This is a genomic window from Microbacterium sp. P03 (genome assembly GCF_043556235.1).
Taxonomy (GTDB): Bacteria; Actinomycetota; Actinomycetes; order Actinomycetales; family Microbacteriaceae; genus Microbacterium.
In genome coordinates this window covers 134396-155191 of record NZ_JBIGIM010000005.1, presented here as the reverse complement: position 1 = coordinate 155191, position 20796 = coordinate 134396, and the positions used below count along the sequence as shown (strand labels likewise).

General features: G+C 70.6%; 21 protein-coding genes and 1 pseudogene. 8 read left to right on the top strand and 14 right to left on the bottom strand.

Features of this window, described 5'->3' with window-relative positions; all coding sequences use genetic code 11:
- Window positions 1–9: 9 nt before the first annotated feature.
- Complete coding sequence (gene nhaA, locus ACFXOO_RS13680; RefSeq protein WP_394563877.1) at window positions 10–1881, bottom strand: Na+/H+ antiporter NhaA; 1872 nt, start codon at window positions 1879–1881, stop codon at window positions 10–12.
- 102 nt (window positions 1882–1983) lie between these two features.
- On the opposite strand from nhaA, the gene ACFXOO_RS13675 reads away from it, so the two are divergent.
- Window positions 1984–2802, top strand: coding sequence for a shikimate 5-dehydrogenase (locus ACFXOO_RS13675; RefSeq protein WP_394563876.1), 819 nt, complete (start codon window positions 1984–1986; stop codon window positions 2800–2802).
- A gap of 24 nt (window positions 2803–2826) precedes the next feature.
- Here the strand turns inward: ACFXOO_RS13675 and ACFXOO_RS13670 are convergent, their stop codons facing one another.
- Window positions 2827–3789: a Dyp-type peroxidase gene (locus ACFXOO_RS13670; RefSeq protein ID WP_378853687.1), complete on the bottom strand. Its 963-nt coding sequence runs from the start codon at window positions 3787–3789 to the stop codon at window positions 2827–2829.
- Between the two features lie 19 nt (window positions 3790–3808).
- On the bottom strand, window positions 3809–5005 hold the full coding sequence (locus tag ACFXOO_RS13665; protein ID WP_378841755.1) for an MFS transporter: 1197 nt from the start codon (window positions 5003–5005) through the stop codon (window positions 3809–3811).
- Window positions 5006–5138: 133 nt separating this feature from the next.
- On the opposite strand from ACFXOO_RS13665, the gene ACFXOO_RS13660 reads away from it, so the two are divergent.
- Both ACFXOO_RS13660 and ACFXOO_RS13655 read left to right on the top strand, forming a co-directional pair.
- Entirely contained in the window at window positions 5139–5489 is a 351-nt protein-coding gene (locus ACFXOO_RS13660; protein ID WP_378841753.1) for a UBP-type zinc finger domain-containing protein, read from the top strand.
- Window positions 5490–5528: 39 nt separating this feature from the next.
- Window positions 5529–6215: a hypothetical protein gene (locus ACFXOO_RS13655; protein WP_394563875.1), complete on the top strand. Its 687-nt coding sequence runs from the start codon at window positions 5529–5531 to the stop codon at window positions 6213–6215.
- Here the strand turns inward: ACFXOO_RS13655 and ACFXOO_RS13650 are convergent.
- Genes ACFXOO_RS13650 through ACFXOO_RS13640 form a run of 3 tightly spaced genes read right to left on the bottom strand, consistent with a single transcriptional unit; the run spans window position 6190 to window position 12123 of the window.
- Window positions 6190–7572: a M1 family metallopeptidase gene (locus ACFXOO_RS13650; RefSeq protein WP_394563874.1), complete on the bottom strand. Its 1383-nt coding sequence runs from the start codon at window positions 7570–7572 to the stop codon at window positions 6190–6192. The two genes, ACFXOO_RS13655 and ACFXOO_RS13650, sit on opposite strands and share 26 nt — an antisense overlap.
- Window positions 7569–11504 carry a Pls/PosA family non-ribosomal peptide synthetase gene (locus tag ACFXOO_RS13645; protein WP_394563873.1) on the bottom strand — a complete coding sequence of 1312 codons (3936 nt, stop codon included), beginning with the start codon at window positions 11502–11504 and terminating at the stop codon, window positions 7569–7571. The genes ACFXOO_RS13650 and ACFXOO_RS13645 overlap by 4 nt, the downstream gene beginning before the upstream one ends.
- 7 nt (window positions 11505–11511) lie before the next feature.
- A complete protein-coding gene (locus ACFXOO_RS13640) occupies window positions 11512–12123 on the bottom strand; it encodes a hypothetical protein (protein ID WP_394563872.1) in 612 nt (203 codons plus the stop codon).
- 156 nt (window positions 12124–12279) lie between these two features.
- Here ACFXOO_RS13640 and ACFXOO_RS13635 point away from each other — a divergent pair, with 156 nt between their 5' ends.
- Both ACFXOO_RS13635 and ACFXOO_RS13630 read left to right on the top strand, forming a co-directional pair.
- Window positions 12280–12498: a three-helix bundle dimerization domain-containing protein gene (locus tag ACFXOO_RS13635; RefSeq protein ID WP_378841743.1), complete on the top strand. Its 219-nt coding sequence runs from the start codon at window positions 12280–12282 to the stop codon at window positions 12496–12498.
- A 64-nt stretch (window positions 12499–12562) separates the two neighbouring features.
- The gene (locus ACFXOO_RS13630) at window positions 12563–12955 is read left to right on the top strand and encodes a PPOX class F420-dependent oxidoreductase (RefSeq protein ID WP_378841741.1); all 393 of its coding nucleotides are present in this window, start codon (window positions 12563–12565) and stop codon (window positions 12953–12955) included.
- Window positions 12956–12975: 20 nt separating this feature from the next.
- Here the strand turns inward: ACFXOO_RS13630 and ACFXOO_RS13625 are convergent, their stop codons facing one another.
- The 3 genes from ACFXOO_RS13625 to ACFXOO_RS13615 all read right to left on the bottom strand — a co-directional run bounded on the left by ACFXOO_RS13625 (window position 12976) and on the right by ACFXOO_RS13615 (window position 15353).
- Window positions 12976–13680, bottom strand: a complete 705-nt coding sequence (locus ACFXOO_RS13625) for a class F sortase (RefSeq protein ID WP_394563870.1) — start codon at window positions 13678–13680, stop codon at window positions 12976–12978.
- Between the two features lie 31 nt (window positions 13681–13711).
- Window positions 13712–14524 (bottom strand): DUF4397 domain-containing protein, encoded by an 813-nt coding sequence (locus ACFXOO_RS13620; RefSeq protein ID WP_378841718.1) that lies wholly within the window; start codon window positions 14522–14524, stop codon window positions 13712–13714.
- A 259-nt stretch (window positions 14525–14783) separates the two neighbouring features.
- Window positions 14784–15353: an NADPH-dependent FMN reductase gene (locus ACFXOO_RS13615; RefSeq protein ID WP_378841716.1), complete on the bottom strand. Its 570-nt coding sequence runs from the start codon at window positions 15351–15353 to the stop codon at window positions 14784–14786.
- Between the two features lie 176 nt (window positions 15354–15529).
- Between ACFXOO_RS13615 and ACFXOO_RS13610 the strand changes: the two genes are divergently transcribed.
- Complete coding sequence (locus tag ACFXOO_RS13610) at window positions 15530–16093, top strand: GIY-YIG nuclease family protein (protein WP_378841714.1); 564 nt, start codon at window positions 15530–15532, stop codon at window positions 16091–16093.
- Window positions 16094–16136: 43 nt separating this feature from the next.
- Here the strand turns inward: ACFXOO_RS13610 and ACFXOO_RS13605 are convergent, their stop codons facing one another.
- Both ACFXOO_RS13605 and ACFXOO_RS13600 read right to left on the bottom strand, forming a co-directional pair.
- Complete coding sequence (locus ACFXOO_RS13605; protein ID WP_378854202.1) at window positions 16137–17288, bottom strand: SLC13 family permease; 1152 nt, start codon at window positions 17286–17288, stop codon at window positions 16137–16139.
- Window positions 17289–17339: 51 nt separating this feature from the next.
- The gene (locus tag ACFXOO_RS13600; RefSeq protein ID WP_378841711.1) at window positions 17340–17495 is read right to left on the bottom strand and encodes a hypothetical protein; all 156 of its coding nucleotides are present in this window, start codon (window positions 17493–17495) and stop codon (window positions 17340–17342) included.
- 109 nt (window positions 17496–17604) lie between these two features.
- On the opposite strand from ACFXOO_RS13600, the gene ACFXOO_RS13595 reads away from it, so the two are divergent.
- Entirely contained in the window at window positions 17605–17925 is a 321-nt protein-coding gene (locus tag ACFXOO_RS13595) for an ATP-dependent DNA ligase (RefSeq protein WP_378841709.1), read from the top strand.
- Between the two features lie 214 nt (window positions 17926–18139).
- On the opposite strand, the pseudogene ACFXOO_RS13590 reads toward ACFXOO_RS13595, so the two are convergent.
- Window positions 18140–18442 (bottom strand): annotated as a pseudogene (locus tag ACFXOO_RS13590) (hypothetical protein); the annotation flags it as partial.
- Between the two features lie 118 nt (window positions 18443–18560).
- Between ACFXOO_RS13590 and ACFXOO_RS13585 the strand changes: the two are divergent.
- Window positions 18561–18746 (top strand): hypothetical protein, encoded by a 186-nt coding sequence (locus tag ACFXOO_RS13585; RefSeq protein ID WP_378854204.1) that lies wholly within the window; start codon window positions 18561–18563, stop codon window positions 18744–18746.
- A gap of 53 nt (window positions 18747–18799) precedes the next feature.
- On the opposite strand, the gene ACFXOO_RS13580 is transcribed toward ACFXOO_RS13585, so the two are convergent.
- Both ACFXOO_RS13580 and ACFXOO_RS13575 read right to left on the bottom strand, forming a co-directional pair.
- On the bottom strand, window positions 18800–19435 hold the full coding sequence (locus ACFXOO_RS13580) for an NADPH-dependent F420 reductase (protein ID WP_378854206.1): 636 nt from the start codon (window positions 19433–19435) through the stop codon (window positions 18800–18802).
- Window positions 19436–19486: 51 nt separating this feature from the next.
- Window positions 19487–20695, bottom strand: a complete 1209-nt coding sequence (locus ACFXOO_RS13575) for a polysaccharide pyruvyl transferase family protein (RefSeq protein WP_378854208.1) — start codon at window positions 20693–20695, stop codon at window positions 19487–19489.
- Between the last annotated feature and the right edge of the window lie 101 nt (window positions 20696–20796).

Below are 20796 nucleotides of genomic sequence, written 5' to 3'. Positions count from 1 at the left end.
ACCACGACCCTAACCGGCCGGGGCGGTGATGTCGTCCGATGCCGCGAGCGCGCGGATCAGCGACTGTGCGTCGTACGGCCCGACGTGCCGCCGGCCGTTGACGAAGAGCGTCGGCACCGAGGTGATGCCCATCGCCTCGGCGTCGAACATGTCGTCGCGCACGCGAGAGGTCACGTCGGGATCGGTGAGGTCGCGTTCGAACCTCTCGACATCGAGGCCGAGATCGCGCGCGAGGCGGACGATGTCGGACGGGCGCTGATTCTCCTGGTCGGCGAACAGCCCGCGCTCGAACTCGAAGAACTTGCCCTGCAGTGCGGCGGCCTCTGCGGCCTCCGCCCCGGCCAGCGCGTTCGGGTGGGGCCCCACGAGCGGGGCGTGCCGCCAGACGTAGCGCAGCTGATCTCCGAGTTCGCGCGCGACCTCCTGGATAGACCCCGACGCCTTGAGGCAGAACTCGCACTGGAAGTCCCCGTACTCGACGATCGTGTACGGCGCGTCCGCGTTCCCGAAGACGTGGTCGCGGCGCATGTCGACCGGGCGCACGAGTGTCTGACCGGTCTCGATGTCGGGGTGCGCGGCGTCCGAGACGCGGAAGACGATCGTGGCGATGAGGAAGGCGAGGACGGATGCGGCGAGCACGCCGACCCGCGCTTCGTTCTGTGCGGCGGGGTCGTCGATGGCGATGTCGACGATGAACAGCGAGATCGTGAAGCCGATGCCGCACAGTGCGGCCCCGCCCGCGATGCGGTCGAGCGTGAGACCGGGGCCGAACTCCCCGACGCGGAAGAGCTTCATCAGCGCGCTCGAGCCGAACACGCCGAGGAACTTGCCGACGACGAGCCCGACGACGATGCCCCACGTGAGGGCGGAGCCGAGCGCGCCGCCGAGGATGTCGGGGCTGAGCTGCACTCCGGCGTTGGCCAGGGCGAAGAGCGGCAGCACGACGTACGCGACGTACGGCCCGTAGGCCGACTGCAGCCGCTCGTTGATGGAGATGGACTCGCGCAGGCTGTTCGCCGCGGCGCGGGCGTATTCGGTGTTGGGGGACTGGCGGAACGTGCGTGCCAGTTCCAGAGCGTGCTCGACGTCGCGGCGGTTCGGTCGATAGACCGGCACGAGCAGCGCGATGGCGACCCCCGCGAGGGTGGGGTGCACGCCCGAGGCGAGGAACGCGAGCCAGACGATGATCGACAGGCTCGCGTAGACGAGCCCGCGGCCGCCGCGGAGGTAGCGGGTGAAATAGATGCCCACGAGCCCTGCCGCCGCGACGAGCAGCGGCATGGCGGTGAAGTTCTCCGTGTAGACGAGGGCGATGATCGTGAGCGCGCCGATGTCGTCCACGACGGCCAGCGCGAGCAGGAACACGCGCAGCCGGCCGGGTACCCGCGGCCCGATCAGGGCGAGCGCGCCCACGAGGAAGGCGGTGTCGGTGGAGATCACCACACCCCAGGCCTGGGCATTGCCGGAATCTCCGACGATCAGCACGAACAGCAGCGCCGGGATCGCCAGGCCGGCGACGGCCGCGAGCACCGGCACGACGGCGCGCGACCAGCTCGTCAACTCGCCGATCGCGAACTCGCGGCGCACCTCCAGCCCGACCGTGAAGAAGAAGATGGCCATGAGCGCGTCGTTCACCACGGCGTGCAGCGTGAACTCGAGCCGCAGGTCGGCGACGCCGACCGTCATGCGGGTGTCCCAGAACTCCTCGTAGGAGGCATGCGCGATGTTGGCCCAGACGATGGCCGCCAGCGTCGCGACCAGCAGCAGGACGGCGCCGGTGCGGTTGCGGCCGAGATCGCGGATCGTGCCGGCGATCGATCGGCGGGGACGCGACGGCGCCGCCGCGGGCGAGGACGAGGGGATGATCTTGAGCTCGGTCATACGCGTGCATTCTCCTCGGGGGGCCTTGAGCGGACAAGACGCCGGCTCGATACGCTGGCACGGGCCCTGCGAGCCGCGCGCCACCGACGTGAGGAGAACGCCATGCCGATCCTGAACAAGGACATGACCCTGTGTATTTCGCTCGCCGCCCGGCCGAGCAATCTGGGCACGCGCTTCCACAACTTCCTCTACGACGAACTCGGCCTCAACTACGTCTACAAGGCGTTCGCCCCGATCTCGCTCCCCGATGCGATCGCCGGTGTGCGCGGGCTCGGCATCCGAGGCGCCGCCGTCTCGATGCCGTACAAGGAGGACGTCATCGCCCTCCTCGACGGTCTCGACGAGTCGGCGGCGGCGATCGACTCGGTCAACACCGTCGTCAACACCGACGGCCGCCTCATCGGCCACAACACCGACTACACCGCGGTGCGTTCGCTGCTGACGCTGCACGATGTTCCGGCGTCGCACACCTTCCTCCTGCGGGGCAGCGGGGGAATGGCCAAGGCCGTGGCCGCTGCTCTCCGCGACGCGGGGTTCGCGCGCGGCACGATCATCGCCCGCAACGAGGAAGCGGGCCGCGCGCTCGCGGGACTCTACGGCTTCGACTGGCATCCGACCGGTGCGGGCCTCACCGCCGACCTGCTCGTCAACGTCACGCCGCTCGGCATGGCCGGTGGCGCCGACGCCGAGGTCCTCGCCTTCGATGCAGCGATTGTGGCGGAGGCATCCGTCGTCTTCGATGTCGTGGCGATGCCGGCCGTCACCCCCCTGTTGCAGGCAGCGCAGGATGCCGGGGTGCGGGTGATCACGGGCGTCGAGGTCGCCGCGCTGCAGGCGGAGGAGCAGTTCGTGCTCTACACGGGGGTCCGCCCCCGCGCCGACCAGGTGCGGCGGGCGTCGGAGTTCTCGCGCGAGGGGTGACAGCGGACGCGGCGAGCGGGACGGTCAGCCGTCGCCGAGGCCGTCCAGAAGATCGGCGGTCGGCGCGAAGAACACGCTGCCGGTGTGCGCCGTCGAGAAGTCGAGCAGCCGGTCGTGCAGACCGGGAGGGTCGCCGATGAACATGCGCTGCAGCATCTTCTCGATCACCCACAGGTGCCGTGCGTACCCGATGAAGTACGTGCCGAACTCGTCGGCACCCGGGCTGCCGAACGGCATGTTGTCGCGCAGGATGTCGTGCTCGCCCTGATCATCGACGATCGTCGAAAGGGTCTTGTGGGCCTTCTGGGCGTCTTCGGCCGCGTCGTCGAGCTCGATGTTGTCGGCTTTCGTGCGCCCGATGATGGCTTCCTGCTGCTCGGTCGTGAGCGACTGCCATTGCCGGATCGGGTGCAGGTACTTCTGCACGACGACGTAGCTTCCGCCGGCGAAGGCGGCGTCCTCGTCGCCGACGAGGGTTGAATCCGGCAACGCAGGGCCGACGGGGTTGGCCGTGCCGTCGACGAAACCGAGCAGGTCGCGGTCGTCGAACGACCGGAAGCCGACGGTCTCGTCGACCACGGCGACCGCATCGCCGAGCACGCCGAGCAGCTGCTTCTCGAGCTCGAAGCAGAGATCGCGTCGGTCGGAGCGGATGTGGAAGAGCAGGTCGCCGGGCGTCGCGGGGGCGGTGTGCGCGGCACCGACGACCGGCTGGAACGGATGCAGCTCCGCCGGCTGCGCCTGACCGGTGAGGCTCGTCCACACCCGGCTGCCGATCCCGACCGTGCACGAGACTGCGGCGCCGAGGTCGCGGAAGGCGACGTTCTTGACGATGTCGGAGACGCTCCCGAGGGCCGAGCGCACGGCGGCGACCGCATCCGGGCGATCGGCAACGGTCAGTACCAGGAAGACCGCCGAGATCGTGAGCGGCGCGTCGACGCTCTGGGTCTCGATCGGCACCCGCCTGCCGGGGGTGGACATGCTCATCGTTCTCCTTGCGAGGGGGTCAAGCGGCGGCCCGTCGCCGCATCGTCAGGGCAGCGGTCACCGTGGCGATGACGACGATGCCGGCGAAGACGAGCAGCACTCCGGTGGGGGGTGCGAACGCGAGGGCGACGCCGATGGCCAGCACCGGGATCGCGAGGCCCGCGTAGGCGATCAGGAAGAGGAGGGCGAGCGTCTCGCCGCGGCGGCGGGGGTCGGCGACCGAGGCGGCCGTCGTGATCGCGGCCTTGAACAGCACACCCACCCCGAGTCCGGCGATCACCCCTCCGCCGATGAAGAGCCACAGCTCGGGGACGACGGCCCCGAGCGCGACCGCCATGAGCCCCACCGCGCAGGCGACCGCCGCGATCGTGAGCTGCGTGCGCGTGGGGATGCGCCCGAGCACGATCTGTCCGACGGCGGACGCCGCGAACACCGAGAACGCGGTCGCCCCGGCCAGGAGGTGGTCCCCCTCGTGGAACGTCAGCACGAGGAAGGTGGGTGCGAGCGACGTGAACAGGCCGAAGACGGCGAATCCCGCGAAGGCGCCGAATCCCGCGGTGGCGAACTTCGGACCGGCACCGGCCGGCACGGAGAGCCGTTGCGGTCGATATCGGACGGGCTCGGCCGGCGGGTCGACGGTCTCGGGCACGCACGACAGGGCGATCGCCCCGACGAGCAGCACGACCAGGAAGACCGCGTGCGGCAGCATCAGCGGGTCGGGCAGGAACTCCGCGAAGAGTCCGCCGATGAGCGGACCGAGCGCGAGGCCGCCGAGATTCGCGACGCCCGAGACGGATGCCGCCACGATGGTGTTCTCGTCGGGCTTGGCAGTCGCGCGCAGCTCGCCTAGATGCGCGGTCGCGCTCGCCGTCAGCATGCCGATGCTCGCTCCGTTCACGAGCCGCGCGACGATGAGGCCGGGAACGTCCTGCCAGAGCAGGAACATCACCGCCGACAGGGCGGAGACCAGCACCGCGAGGATGAGCACGGGACGACGGCCGAGCCAGTCGCTGATGTGGCCGAACAGGTAGAGGCTGACCACCACCCCGACCGCGTAGGCGGCGAAGATCACGGTGATGGTCGAGACCGGGAAGCCGTCACGCTGCTGATACAGCGGATAGAGCGGGGTCGGGACGGTCGAGTAGGCCATGACGCTCAGGAACGTGGCCGCGACGATCCAGAAGCCGATGCTGTGGGGCACGCGGGGCAGGCGCATGCTCATAATCTAGGGCGGACGGCGCGCGGCCGCGCTCGACAGCCGTCGAATATCGTGCGCCGACGCTGCGCCGGGCATCGGTGCACGGTAGCTTCGAGGCATCCGACGCTCTGTGCCCCTGACAGGAGGACCCATGTCGATTCCCGGGATCGATCCGACCGTGCCGCCCTCGGGGAGCGGGTGCGTCGAGTGCGACGCGAGCGGCTCGTGGTGGGTGCACCTGCGGCGCTGCGCGGAGTGCGGACACGTCGGGTGCTGCGACGACTCGCTCAACCGGCATGCCACCGCGCATTTCCACTCCACGCGGCACCGCTACATGCAGAGTTTCGAGCCCGGCGAGGACTGGTACTGGGACTACGTCGAAGAGACCATGCTCGACGGGCCCCGGCTGGCTCCGCCCGAGCATCACCCCGCGTCACAGACCGTGCCCGGGCCCGCCGAGCGCCTCCCGCGGGACTGGCAGGAGATCCTCGCCGAGCGGTGACCGGCCATCTGCGGCGCCACCCGGATCTACCCTCGGGGTATGACGATCGGCGGCGCAAGGGTGGGGCCGGTGCTGCTGCGCTGGGCGGATGCCGCGTCCTCTGACGACCACCCTGCCATCACTGCCGCCGAAGATGGCCTCGCCGCGGTCGGAGTGCAGCAGGTGCGTCGCCACGCGAGCCTGGACGGGCTGCGCGCTCGCCGGTTCGCGCTCGGCCGACACCTTCTCGCCACCCTGATCGGCGAGCTGGCCGGGCCCGAGGCCGAGCCGGAGATCGACACGACCTGCGCGCTGTGCGGCGCCGACCACGGTGCTCCCCGGGCGGTGAGCGCGCCGGTGGCGCTGAGCGTGAGCTACGCAGGTTCGGTGGTGGTGGCCGCTGCCGCGCCCCGCGCCGTGATAGCGCGGCTCGGGGTCGACGTCGAGCGGCGCGCCGGTGCGGCGGGCGAAGTGCAGTCCGGACTCGCGGCGTTGTTCGCGCCGGCCGCCCCGCCCGATCTCGCCGGCTGGACGCGCATCGAGGCCGTCCTCAAGGCCGACGGACGCGGAGTGCGGATCGAGCCGGCCGATGTCGTCGGCGATGCGCGGGATGCCGCATCCGCCCGCCTTTCCGGAGGGACGTGGATGCGAGTGCCCGGCGTGCACGACGCCTTCGAGGTCGCCACGGTGGGGGGCGCGGACGCGCCCGAAGGATGCGTCGTCAGTCTCGCGGTCGCCTGGGCCTGAGTCGCGGTGCGGTCGCATCGAGCACCCGCTCGGCGATCGCCGCCGCGCGGCCCGTCTTCGGGCCGGCGGGGAGGGGCGGCAGGGCGGGTTCGTCGAGCCAGATGCGGAACAGGTCTGCGAGCGGCACGCCTGCCACGCGCTCGGCGAGGGCCGTGAAGTCGGCGGTGGACGCGATGCCGTAACGGAACCGCGCTGTCCACTCGCGCAGGATCGTGAAGAACACACCGTCGCCGACCGTCGATCGCAGGGCGTGCAGTGCCAGCGCGCCGCGCTTGTAGACGCGATCGTCGAACATGCGGTCGCGGCCGGGATCGGAGACCACGAGGTCCTGGGGGAGCAGGGCGATGCGCGCATGGTGCTGACGCGCCCTGGCATCGGCGGCGGGCCCGCCGTCGGCCTCAGACCACAGCCACTCGGCGTAGCAGGCGAAGCCCTCGTTGAGCCAGATGTGCTGCCACCCGGCGAGGCCCACACTGTTGCCGAACCACTGGTGGGCGAGTTCGTGCGCGATGAGGCGCTCGAGTCCGCCGATGCCGTCGATGTGGTTCGATCCGAACACGGCCGCGCCCTGCGATTCGAGCGGGATCTCGAGGGCATCCTCGGTGACGACGACGGTGTACCCCTCCTGCGGGTACGGTCCGAAGAGCCGCTGGTAGAGCGCCATCATGCGCGGCAGCGGCTCGAAGTCCGCGTGCACACGCGCCGCGATGGCCGGCGGGTACGACAGCTCGCCCGCCACCATGTCGAGGGTGAGGGGCTCGGTCACGTACCGACCGACCTGGACGGCGACGAGATAGGTGGGTGTCGGGGCATCCTGCTCGAACGTCCAGGTCGTCCGGCCCGCGCGGGACGCCCGTCCGGTGCGCCGACCCGTCGCCGACACCGAGTACAGCGCGTCCGTGGTGAACGCGAGGCGGTAGGTCGCCTTGTCGGAGGGCACGTCGTTGCACGGGAACCACGTCGGTGCGCCGGTGGGCTGCGAGGCGACGAGCACGCCGTCCTCCAGCTCCTCCCATCCGATCGTCCCCCAGCGCGAACGGCGGGGACGCGGCGCACCGGCGTAGGTGATCGTGACCTCGAACGGTTCGCCTGCGGCCAACGGACCGCCGAAGGAGATGCGCAGCTTTCGGTCGGTCTGCCGGAAGGTCGCTCCCTTGTCTCCCGTGACCCGCACGCGGCTCGCCCGCAGGGTGATCAGATCGAGAGACATCGTGCGGATCGGCACGGCCGCCCGCCCGCGGATCGTCGCGGTGCCGCTCAGCCGATTCGTCGTGACGCGGTAGTCGAGCTCCAGATCGTAATGCTCGACACGGATGCCCGCGTCGCCGCTCTGCGGGGTGTAGGAGTCGGCGCTCATTCGCTTTCAGCCTGGTAGACGCGCACCTTGACCGCACGCCACGGACCGATGGGGTTGCCGCTCCAGCGGCTGCCGACGGGGACGGATTCTCCCCGCATGACCAGAGACGCGGGCCCGACGGTGGCGTTCGCGCCGATCGTCGCGGCGGGCAGGACCACGCTGTGCGGGCCCAGGGTGGCGCCCGCCTCGAGGGTCACGGTGTCGATGCTCATCACCCGATCATGGAACAGATGCGTCTGAACCACACATCCGCGGTTGACGGTCGCGCCGTCGCCCAGGGTCACGAGGTCGGGTTCGGGCAGCCAGTAGCTGTCGCTCCAGACACCCCGGCCGATCTTCGCACCGAGCGAGCGCAGCCACATCGCGAGGGCCGGGGTACCGGCGGCCGCGTTCGCGAACCACGGGGCGGCGACCATCTCGGTGAAGGTGTCCGACACCTCTGTGCGCCAGATGAAGCTCGACCAGAGCGGGTGCTCGCCGCGCCGGATCGGACCGACGAAGGCCCATTTCGCGGCGGTGGTGATGGCGGCGGCGCCGGCGCCGGCGATCAGCATCACGACGCCCGACAGCACGATCGCCACGCCCACGCCCCAGGTCTGGATCATCCAGCCGATCGTGAACAGCACCCCGAGCCCGATCGCGCACGAGACGAACACAGGCAGGATGCGGCACAGCTCCCAGAGGGTGCGGGCCACCCGCAGGCTGGGCCGCGGGTGGTAGGTGCGCTCCAGATCGGAGTCGTTCACGACGCGGCGCAGTCGCATCGCGGGGGAGCCCAGCCAGGACGAGCCCGGCTTCGACTTCTCGGGGGCGACCGAGAGCACGGCGACGAGCCCGTCGCGGGGCACGCGGTGTCCGGGCCCGGCCATGCCGGAGTTGCCCAGGAACGCGCGCTTGCCGATGCGCGCCTCGGCGAGGCGCATCCATCCGCCCTTGAGCTCGTACGTCGCGACCATCGTGTCGTCGGCGAGGAACGCGCCCTCGTCGATCGTCGTCATCGACGGGATGAGGAGCACGGTGGACGCCTCGACGTCGGGACCGACCCGTGCTCCGAGCAGGCGCAGCCACACCGGAGTGAACAGGCTCGAATAGATCGGGAAGAGCAGTGTCCGTGACGAGTCGAGCAGTCGCTCGGTCGTCCAGGCCTGCCAGGCGACCCGGCTGCGCACCGGGTGCACGCCCTCGGTCAATCGGAAGGACAGCACGCGCACCAGCACCACGACGGCGACCGCGAACGTGAGGCCTGTGGCCAGCGTCGCCGGGATGAGCCAGAGGAGCGCGGGGCCGATCGCGTCGCTGAGCGTGTCGACTCCACGGATGCCCTGGGCGATCACGAGACCGCCGACGGCGAAGGCGAGGAAGGGGAGCAGGCCGAGCATCGCGGAGGACGCCGCGTACGCCCAGAGCCAGCGGGTCGGCGCCGGCGGGCGCGCGGGCGCCAGCGGGCGTGTCGTCCCGCCGACGCGCACCGCCGGAGAGCCCGCCCACCGCTGGCCCGCGCGGACGCGGCCGAAGACGGCCGAGCCCGGCGCGATCTCGGCGCCGCGGCCGATCTTGGTGCCCGGCGCCAGCGTGCTGCGGGCGCCCACCGTGGCCCCGGCGCCGATGCGGATCTCGCCGATGCGCACGGTGTCGCCGTCGATCCAGTAGCCCGACAGGTCCACTTCGGGCTCGATGGCCGCCCCGGCGGCGATGTCGAGCATGCCCGTCACCGGCGGCAGCGCGTGCAGGTCGACGTCGGGGCCGATCTTCGCCCCGAGCGCCCGGGCGTAGTAGCTCACCCACGGTGCGCCTGCCAGCCCGACGGGATCGATCTGGCGCGCGACCTGTTCGGCGAGCCAGAGACGCAGGTGCACGCCGCCACCGCGCGGATAATCGCCCGGCCGGAGCCCGCCGAGAAGAAGCCGCGACGCGCCCGCTGAGATGGTCATGCGGCCGAACGGCGTGACGAAGAGGATCAGCCCCAGCAGCAGCAGCCACCCGGGCACCGACGGCAGGAACTCGAAGCCCGGAACGAGCTGCAGGAACCACCCGGCGGTGAGCAGCCACAGCGTCCAGCGGATGCCGGTCAGGATGAACAGCGGCACCCCGGCGAGCGTCTGCACCCACTGCATCACGCGTGGTGTCGGATGCGGAGTGCTGAAGGTCGCGGGGATGGCGTCGTCATCGGATGCCTCGGCCTCGACGGCGTCCGCCATGCGACGAAGTCTCGGCAGGTCGTAGACGTCGGCCATCGTGAACTCGGGTGCCCGCGTGCGGATGCGCGACACGAGCTGTGCGGCGGCGAGCGAGCCTCCGCCGAGCTGGAAGAAGTCGGCGTCCTCATCGGAGGGACGGATGCCGAGCACCGCCTGCCACTGCTCGGCGAGCCACGCGGTGGTTCCCGAGAGCGGAGAGTCCGCGGCATCCGTGTCGGTCAGTGGCCAGGGAAGGGCGGCCTTGTCCACTTTGCCCGAGGTGCGCACCGGAAGATCGTCCATGACGGCCAGGAGCGGGATGAGCGGAGCGGGCAGAGTCTCGGCGAGCTCCGCTCGGGCGGTCTGCCGATCGAACCCCTCGGTCGGCACGACGTAGCCGACCAGGAGCTGGACGCCGCCTTCGGACCGCTGCACCACGACCGCCGCGGCCGAGACCGCGCTCAGGGCCTGCAGAGCGGACTCGACCTCACCGAGTTCGATGCGTCGCCCGCCGACCTTGACCTGATCGTCGGCGCGTCCCTGGAAGAGGAGTCCCTCCGGCTCGAACCGCACCAGGTCGCCCGAGCGGTAGGCGCGTTCCCACCCGAGGGCCGGGAAGGGTGCGTACTTCTCGGCGTCCTTCGCGGGATCGAGGTAGCGGGCGAGGCCCACGCCCCCGATGATGAGCTCGCCCACCCCGCCTTCGGCCACGCGTCGTCCCTCGGCGTCGACGACGGCGAGTGCCCAGCCGTCGAGCGGCAGTCCGATGCGCACGGGGCCGGTGCCGTCCAGGAGCGCCGCACAGGCGACCACGGTCGCCTCCGTCGGGCCGTAGGTGTTCCAGAGCTCGCGGCCCTCTCCGACGAGACGCGTCACCAGCTCCGGCGGGCAGGCCTCCCCGCCGAAGATCAGCAGCCGGACGTTCTCGATGGCGTCGTGCGGCCACAGGGCGGCGAGCGTCGGCACGGTGGAGACCACGGTGATGCCGTGACCCACGAGCCAGGGGCCGAGGTCTTCGCCGGAGCGCACGAGTGAGCGCGGAGCGGGGACGAGGCACGCGCCGTGCCGCCAGGCGAGCCACATCTCTTCGCAGGACGCGTCGAAAGCGACCGACAGGCCGGCCAGCACGCGATCGCCCGGGCCGAGGGGCGCGCCCTGCAGGAACAATTGCGCCTCGGCGTCGACGAAGGCCGCGGCAGAGCGGTGCGAGACCGCGACGCCCTTCGGGACACCGGTCGATCCCGAGGTGAAGATGATCCAGGCGTCGTCGTCGACGGTCGGCGGAGGCACGATCAGCACGGAACTCGAGGACGGGTGCGGCGCATCGCCCTCGAACAGCTCGCCGTGTCGGGCCGACGCCGGCTCGGCGGCGCTCGGCACGTAGCTCCCCCCGCCGACGATGACCCCGGCGACGTGCGCCTCCCCAAAGACGAGGTCGGCCCGCTCCTGAGGGTCGTCGGCGTCCACGGGTACGTAGGCCGCGCCGGCGGCCATGATGCCCAGGATCGAGAGGTAGAGCTCGCGTCCGCCCGAGGGCATGCGCACTCCCACCCGGTCCCCGCGCTGCACCCCGGCCTCGTGCAGGCGAGCGGCGGTGCGCCACACCTGGGTCACGAGCTCGGCGTAGCTGAGCGCGCCGTCGGAGTCCTCGATCGCGGACGCCTGGGGATGCCGGCGCGCCGTCTCCCGCAGGATGTCGATGAGTGTGCGCGGGGGCGTCGCGAGGGCGCGACGATCGAGGATCTCCTGGGTCATCGGGCGTTCAGGCGCTGAGGAGCGCGACCAGCTGCGCCTTCGGCAGACGCCAGAAGCCCGTGCGACCCTCGGCCTTCGCGCGCTCGCGCAGTTCGGCGAGGGTCAGGCCGTTGAGATTGGTGGATGCCACACCCGCCGGCTGGCCGGCCTCGATCGGCGAGCTCGTCTCGGGCAGCGACGTCGGCGCCTTCGCCGCGGGCTTCTTCGCCGCGGGCTTCGGGCGATTTCCGGTGTCGGACTTCTTCTTCGAGTCGGACTTCTTCTTGGCCTCGGACTTCTTGGCGTCGGACTTCTTGGCCTCGGACTTCTTGGCGTCGGACTTCTTCGTCGCGCGGACGGCCTTCTCGGCCGCGGCGGCGATCTTCGCCTCTGCCTTATCGATCGCCGTCTCCACGCGCTGGAGGGCCGAGACGGCCTTCTTCTCCACCTTGCGAGGGCTCGCCTTGAGCTTCTTCGAGCCGGGGCGCGCAGCATCCGCCGCCTCTTCTGCGACGGAGCGCAGCTTCTTCGCCTGCTTCTTGGGCAGGGTCTTGCTCATCCGGTGGGCATCCTTGGCGGCCGAAGCGGTCGCCTCCAGTGCGGTCTGCGCCGACCGCACGTTCTTCGTCGTCTTGGACACGCGACGTACCTTCTTCCCTCGAAGCGAGCACCCGCGCGAGAGCGCGGGAGGCGTACAGGCTACAGGCCGAAGGTTAACGACCCACGATCATAGCCGAGGTCCGAGACCATCGGACCGGCATGGACACGGCCGCTGCGGCTGCGGCACCATCGATATATGAGCGTGACGAATCCCGAGAACGAGTATGAGGCGCTGGTGCACCTCATCCGTCGGGTGTCCGCGCGCTTCCCCGATGCCGACGAGGACGCGATCCTCGCAATGACGGCCGAGGAACTCGAGCGATTCGACGGAGCCCGACTGCGCGACTACGTGCCGGTGCTCGTCGAGCACAACGTGGTGCGCCGCCTTCGCGCGCGCGGTGAGCACGCGGCCTGACCGGGGCGACGGCGGGGTGCGGGTTCCGGCCTGCGCCGACGTACGGCGGGTGCAGACTGGCGGAATGGACCTTCCCCCTCGCGCGCTCGAACTCCTGCGCGCCCCCTCCCCGTGCTTCCTCTCGACCGTGATGCCCGACGGTTCGCCGCAGGTGACCGAGGTGTGGGTCGACACGGACGGCACGCACGTCATCATCAACACCGTGCAGGGCCACCAGAAGGAGCGCAACATCCGCCGCGACCCCCGGGTGGCCGTTGCGGTGGCCGACCGCGAGGATCCGACCAGCTATGTGCAGCTGCGCGGGTCGGTCATCGAGGCGACCACCGAGGGCGGTGTCGAGAGCATCGAGGCGATGTCGCAGAAGTACCTCGGCAAGCCGTACAGCTGGTACGGGGGCCGCGACCAGGTGCGCGTCATCCTGAAGATCGCGGTCGCCAGGGTCAGCGGCATCCGCTGATCATCTGCGCCCGTCGGCGGTCAGGTGCGGAGTGACGCGAAGACGATGAGGTTGTCGGTGTAGTGCCCGATGGAGGAGTCGAATGCACCGGCGCAGGTGATCAGGCGCAATTCCGGCCGCGGCACGTTGCTGTAGACCTCGTCGGTGGGGAACTGCGCCTTCGCCGATTGCGTCGAGCCCGTGACGTCGAAGACGAGAACCGCTCCGGTCGACATCGTGACCTGCACCTCGTCGCCCGGGACGAGTTCCGCCAGACGCCAGAACACCGCCGGCGCGGTCGGCGAGTCGACGTGTCCGGCGATGATGGCGGGACCGATCGCACCCGGCGAGACTCCGTCGGCGTACCAGCCGGCCGAGTCCCAGTCGACCGGGGCGGCGAGCTGCCCGTCGGCGGCGAGCGCCAGCGACTCGAGAGTCGAGTCGACGCCGATGCGGGCGATGGCCATGCGCACGGGGGTGCCTGCGGATGCCTCGGGCGCTGCGCCCGTCGACGGATCCTGCAGTCCGCCCGCCGAGAACTCCGTCGCCGGAGCGGTCGCGGACGGCGTGGCGGACGCGCCCGAGGGCGAGGTGGCCGGCCCCGGGGTGGCGGACTGCGCGAGTCCGCCACCCCAGACGATCACCACGACGCTCAGCACCACGGCGACGGCGGCGATGGCGACGCCGACCACGACCGCTCGGCGGGGCCGCGCCGCGGCCCCGCCGAGGCGGTCGCCGTCGCTCACGCTCCGCTCGCAGCGATCGTCCGGTGACGCATCAGCGCACCGACCACCCGATGTCGAGGCGGCTCGGCGCGGAGTCCTGACCGTGCGCGGCGAGGTATCCCCCGCCGGTGCTCACGCTGCCGACCGGCACGTAGCCGACCGAGGCGCTGTCGACCACCGGGAGGATCGTGAGCCCGCCGTCGGCGGTGTCGAGCACGAACAGGGTCGTGACGCTGCCCGGGGCCACGGTGACCTTCGCGGAGTCGGTGACGGTGCCGCCCGTGAGATTCAGCGTCCAGTCGCCGGCGGCGATCTCGGCGTAACCGGTCGCGGAACCCGCCTTGGCCTTCTGGGCGATCGCGGTTCCGGTCGAGGTGTTCACGTCGACCGTGTCGGTGAGCGTCGAGGCCTGGATCAGGCGGATGCGCGCGTTGCCTGCTGCCGGCTGGGTGAGGTCGTCAGGAAACGCCCGTACTTGAAGGGCCTTGGTCGGGCCGTAAGCGGCGACGGTGGTCGCGGTGCCCGGCTCGATCGAGATCGTCGCCGAGATCACGGGCGCGGTCGATACGGCTGCGCCGGCCGGAACCATGCTGACGGTGTAGTTGCCTGCGGGGAGCTCGGAGTACGGCGAGACGTCCCCGTACGCGACTCCGGCGAGTTCGAAGAGGGTCTGGCCGCCGCTGAGGGCGGCGACGCGCACATCGACCGATTTCGTGTCGGGGGAGAGGTGGCCGAGTCGCAGCCAGCCGGTGTCGCCGGTCGCGGCGGGCACGATCCGCGACTCCAGCGTGGTCGCCGACGCGGCGCCGGGGACGAAGGCGGCGATCGCCAGCGCGGTGATACCGGCGACGAGAGCTGTCGCCATACGGAATTGTCGCGGACTTCTCATGGGGGTGGTCCAATCCTTCATTGCCATCGGGAGGTGGTCTCCGAGAAGGCCCGTTCCGACACCACCACCATCCGTGCTGCGCATCCCTCACGCGGCACGGTTGCGTCTGCATCCCATTGCGGACAATCCCAGTACGCAGTGACCGCCCTCGACGTCGAGAAAGACCGCTGCACATCTGATTCGGAGACGACCCGGAATCGGTTTGGGTCGATGTCAGCGGAATGTGCCGAGTCGGTCAGTCTCGGAGGATCCGCGACGCCTCGGTCAGGTCGCTCAGGGCGCTCAGCAGCGCGGCCGCCGAGGTGTTCACCGCCTCCGGCGGCGTCAGGTCGCCCTCGTCGTTGCGCAGAGCGGAGACCTGTGCGATCGCCACGATGTCGGGCATCGTCAGCATCGACAGGGCCGTCCCGATCTGCTTCAGCATCTGCGCTGCGCGCAGGCCGCCCGAGGCGCCCCCGTAGCTGACGATGCCGAGCGGCTTGTGCGCCCACTCGTGGAACAGGTAGTCGATCGCGTTCTTCGTGGCGGCGTTGACGGCGTAGTTGTACTCCGGGATCACGAAGACATACGCGTCGGCGCGGTCGATCGTCGCGCTCCACGAGCGGGTGTGCGCGTGGGTGTACTCCCGGAGTTTGGGGTGATTGGGCTCATCCAGCAGAGGGAGGGCGACCTCGGCCAGATCGATCACCTCGAGGTCGAAGCGGCCGTCGTGGCGGGCGATACCGGCGAACCAGTCGGCGACCGGCTCGCCGATGCGCCCCGGTCGGGTACTGCCGATGATGATCTGGAGCAGCGGCTTCGTCAATGGATCCTCGCGTTCGACAGGGGCTGCGGATGCCGCGTCCCGGGGTGTGGTCTCATTCTGACCCCTGCGGCGGCGGTGGGCGCGGGGCGGTGTCGGAGGTCGGCGTTACGGTTCCCACGGCGCCGTCGACGAGACCGACGCCGTGCAACGGTGATGTGGATGTGGCGGGTGAGTGGATGACAGTCGGATGTCTCGCGGACTCGACCGGTGCGGGTCCCTGTGGCGGGGTCGTCGACGACGCCGCGCCGGTCCGCCTCTGCCCCCGCCATCTCGCCGCGGCCGCGGAATGGGCGGCGATCGCCGACGGTGCCACCGACGTCCTGCCCGCCCCGTGTCGATTGTGCGGCGCGCGACTCGGTGTGCGATACCCCTCGGGCTGGCTGTGCGCCGTGTGCGAGTGGCGGCACGGTGACATCGTCGACGGCGAGCTGCCCCCGCCCCGGGTGGACGTCGTCTATTACCTGCGGTTCGGCGACCGGGTGAAGATCGGCACCAGCGCGAACCCGCGCCAGCGGTTCGCGGCGATCCTGCACGACGACGTGCTCGCCTTCGAGCGGGGCGACCGGCGGTTGGAGAGCCGACGTCACACGCGGTTCGCTGCCGACCGCTTCCCCGGCACGGAGTGGTTCGTGCTCTCCGAGCCGATCCTCGCCCACGTCCGCACGCTGGGCGGGGGAGCGCAGGACCCGTGGGACCTCCTCGCGCTGTGGCGCAGCGAAGCGGTGGCTTCGCGCGGCTGACGGGTCGAGGCATCCGCTTCCGCGTCGCGCGAGCGGAGCGACCTCACCCGAGGGCGAGTGCCAGCGTGGAGAGTCCCACGGTGAGGGGCGCGACCACCAGCCCGAGCAGTACGAAGCGGCTCCACCGCACCTCGACACCCATCTTCACGAGTCGGTCATGCCACAGCAGCGTCGCCAGCGACGCCCACGGGGTGATGAGCGGGCCGGCGTTCACGCCGATGAGAAGCGCGGCCAGGGACGTCGGCGAGGATGCCGACGACTCGATCGCGAGATAGGCCGGCAGGTTGTTGACGGCGTTGGCGCCCAGCATCCCCACGCCCGCCATCTGCAGGAGCCCACCGAGCCCGTCGCCGTCACCGGCGATCGCCGAGACCACCGCGCCCGACCCCAGCGCCTCGAGGGTGCCCACCGCCAGGAAGAGCCCGCCCGCGAACAGCAGCAGACCCCACGGCACCAGACCGAGGCGCAGTGCGCGTGGTGCCCGAACGGCGTAGACCGCGATGAGGATCGCGGCGGCGACGGTCGTGGGGATCCACGGCGGGACTCCGCTCACCAGGGCGGGCAGGAGCAGGACGACGACGACGGACACCACCCGCAGAAGCGGACGATCGGACACCTGCGGAGGGGGTGTGCGGGTGTGGGGGCTCCGCAGCACCTGTCGGTACAGTACCGCGATCACCACGACGGGCAGGATGATCGCGACCGCGGCGGCTCCGCCGAGGAGCCCGATGAACGGCCACGCGGTCGTGAAGCCGAGCGGATGCATCGCGAGCAGGTTGGTGAGATTCGAGATGGGCAGGACGAGCGATGCGGTGTTGGCCAGCCAGACGGTGGTCAGCGCGAACGGGAACGGGGGAAGGCCGCTTGAGCGGGCCATCACCACCACGACCGGAGTGAGGAGCACCGCCGTGGTGTCGAGCGACAGAAAGGCCGTCGTGAAGACGCCGAGGGCCACCACGAGCAGCCAGAGCAACCAGGTGCGTCCGCCCGCCCATCGCGAGAAGAACGCCGCGATCACGTCGAACAAGCCGGCGCGGGCGGCCAGTTCGGCGACCACGGTCATCGCGACCACGAAGACGAGGATCGGCCACACCCGATCGCCGATCGCGAGCGCGTCATCGACGGGCAGCACGCCGGCGGCCAGCGCGGCGACGGAGGCGGCGAACAGCAGCGCCCCGATCACCGCGATCAGCACGGGACGATCACCACGGTCATGCGGCCGGCGTGCCCCGGCGAGGGCGGCTGATCAGGACTTGCGCTGGAAGTGGAAGGGGAGCGCCACGGCGAGCGACACCGCGAGGATGCCGGCGACGAAGACGAGGCCCTGCCATGACTCGAGCGTGAACGAGAGTCCGAAGAGGTACATTCCGCCGAGGAACAGCACCAGGTACACAATGAACATCTCGTCCTCCGGGGATTCGCCTTCGCTCCATCGATCGTACCGACATCGGTCGGCTGCGGCGGCCATCCGCTCGCTACGCCGGTGACCCCGGGCGACTACGATATGAGCCATGGGACGCTTCATCTACGACACGATGGCGAACTCCGTCGACATCGACGATCGCACTCTCGCACATCTGCGCATCGTCGTGATGAACAAGCTCCGGCGCACGGAGCCGTTCATGTTCGACGTGGAGATCGGCGACGGCAGCGGTCGTCGGAGCTTCTGGGTGCATCCGTCGGTGCCGCTGCAGTTCCACTTCTTCGGCAGCCGGGTGCCGCGCATCAACCGGCTCTGGGTCGAGGATCTGATGCAGGCGGCCAGCGGGCCCAATGGATTGACGATCACGCCCGAACCGGCGGAAGAGGCTGTTCCTCCGTCGGAGGTGTGACGGGGCCGGCCGCCTCCGCCCCACGGGGAGGGAGCAGCGGCGGAGGACGTCAGTCGGCGGAGACCCGCGACTTCACGTCGGACTCGACGATGGTCAGCTTGTCGATCGACAGCTCGTCGACCTCGACCTTGCCCATGGAGATCGCGCCGTCGTCGCCGACGGACACCGTGCGGGGAGCAGCAGGGTCTTCCTCGGACGGGATCTCGATCGGGCCGGTGTCGAAGTGCTCGGCGACGAGCATGATGCCGCCCGACGAGTTGGCGGAACTGGCGAGCTCCTCGATCCATTCGCGACTGAGAAGAGCGGGCTCGGGGTCGTCGAAGACGAACCTCAGCGGAATAGACGGGTGCAGCCACACGGTGCTGCGCCCCCGCGGCTGATCCTCGGGGTGACGCCAGGTCACCGTGAAGCTCTCATTGCGCCGCAGTTTCGTCGCGATGACGACCTTGAGGTGCGCAAGAGCGCGGTCTTCGATGTGGATCGGAGTATCCGACCCGCCGTAATAGATGGTGCCCACGCGCATACCCTAACCCGAACCGCGGACACGGAAGGTACTGCACCCGTTCGTGATGTCAAGGGGGCTTCATCGGTGGGGCCCGCACTGACAGGCTGGAGGGAACGAAGGAGGTACCGCCGTGCATGCTCACGTACCGAAACCACGCCCCGAGCGCGTGCCGCTCTCGTCGGCCATCGGCGTCGGCATTCCTGCGATCGACATCGTCGACGGCGAACTCCTCCCCCGCGGGGACGACTTCGCCGCGTTCGCGTGGGCTGTGCCAGCTCGGCGAGGCGCCGGGCACGACGGCCGTCAGCGCGGCTGACGAAGGTCGACGGGCTGACGGCGTGTCGTTCGCCCGAGTCCGCCGGGGAACGGTCAGCGCTCGGCGCGCGCGAGGTTCGCGATCAGTTCGTCCGCGTTCTGGCGGACGACGTATGCCGGCTGGTCCCGCTCGAGGCGCCAGCTCTCCGAGAGCGGTCCTGCATCGACGGTGTCGAAACCGAATTCGTCGTACACGCGGGTCGCCAGGGCGGCAGCCTCGGGGTGGTCGCTCGAAATCCCCAGAGCGCGCCGGTCTTCGGCGCCGGCGGGCTTCCCCGTCGTGGTGATGTCCTCCGACCCGATGTGGTTGAACGCCTTGACGACCTTCGACGTCGGGAGGTGCTCCTGCAGCATCCCGCTCACGGTCGCGCGCTTCTCGTCGAGCTCGGGGATGCGGCCGTCGCGCTCCCAGTAGTAGTTGTTGGTGTCGAAGACGATCTTGCCCGCGAGCGGTTCGACCGGCACGTCCCGGTAGGCCTTGAGCGGCACCGTCACGATGACGAATTCCCCGGATGCCGCAGCATCCGTCGCCGTTGCCGCACGGGCGTGCTCGCCGAGGCGTGCCACCAGTCCTGCCAACGTCTCGGGACCCCGGGAGTTCGCGATCACCACGTCGTAGCCGTGGTCGATCAGCCCCTGTGCCACTGCTGATCCGATGTGTCCTGCGCCGATGATGCCCACTGTTGTCATATGTCGGACAAGCGCGCGTCGGTCTGAGACATTCCCGCTCGCGGGTCTCTTTCAGCTCCCGAGGGCCTCCGCGATGCGGTCCCACCAGGTCGAAGCATCGCGACGAAGCTCCGGTCGGAGAAGGGCGCTCTCGGCCCGGGCGGCATCCCGCGCCGCCCAGACGGCGCGGAGCGCGGCGCCGCCGGAGGGACGCGCGACGTCGGCCAGGGGGATCACCCCGTGCTCGCGCCCCCACCATGCCGTCGCGCCGCCGAGCTTCACCGCCGTGTAGTCGTCGACCGTGAGCGCAGCGACGGGGACGCCTGCCGGGGTCGCGAACACCGAGGGGTGGTAGCGGCTCGTCACGAGCATCGCGGCACCGCGGGCGAGGCCCGCGGCCGATCTCGGAGTTCCCGGGCCCCGCAGGGTCGACGGCGCACGCATCGCGGAGGCGATGTCGGCGTGCAGCACCTCATCCCCCGCGAGCACGTCGGCGTCCAGCGACCCGAAGTGCGGGTGGAAGACGACGTTCAGGCCGGTCTCCGCCGCGAGGTCGTCGAGCGCGCGCGCGATCCCCGTGACGGCGGTGCCGCGGTCCTGGTCGCCCAGGTACCCCGACAGGCTCACCAGGAGGAACGGCGTGGTGGCGGGGCCTGGTGTGCGCACCTCGGCGTCGTCCCCTCCCAGGAACGACGCGTCGTCCAGTCCCGCGCGGAGAGCCGCGCGCTCGACGCCGAGCTCGAGAGCGAGACGCTCGGATGCGCGCTCGCGCACGCCGACGAGCCGAGCGCCGCGCAGAAGGGCCCCGAGCAGATCGCGGTCGGCGACCGTGAGGCGCGGACCCAGCGTCTGTCCCGTGACGACGAGGGGGCGCCCGTACCGCTCGGCGATCAGGCCGAGGGCAGCGCGTTCGTACACGTGCATCGGCCAGGTGGACGCCATGTTGCCGCCGCCCGCGACGGCTACGGCATCCGCGCTCCGCACCGCCTCCACGACGGCGCGGAGCGCATCGTGTTCGGGCAGGGCGTCGTGTCCGGAGAGGAAGGCGCGCACCTCGGCGAACCGGGCGTCCATCTCCGACCGGTCTCCGCGGAACCCGATCGGCCGGACGGCGGAGACACCGTACCGGTGGGCCGTCTCGGCGGGCGCGCGCGAGAGAGCGACGATGTCGGCCGCTCCCCGCGGCCGGAGTTCGTCGAGGAGTGCCTCGAACATCGCCTCGTCGCCGATGTGCATCATGTCATCCGTGACGCCGACATCGCCGATCACCACCAGGCGCATGCGCGCTCCCTCCGAGTGCCGTGTCAAGCCACCCGTTCGTTCATCCGAGCGCCGTAACATCCAAGCACGGGCACCGGTCCGTGCAGGCCCCGCGGCCGCGA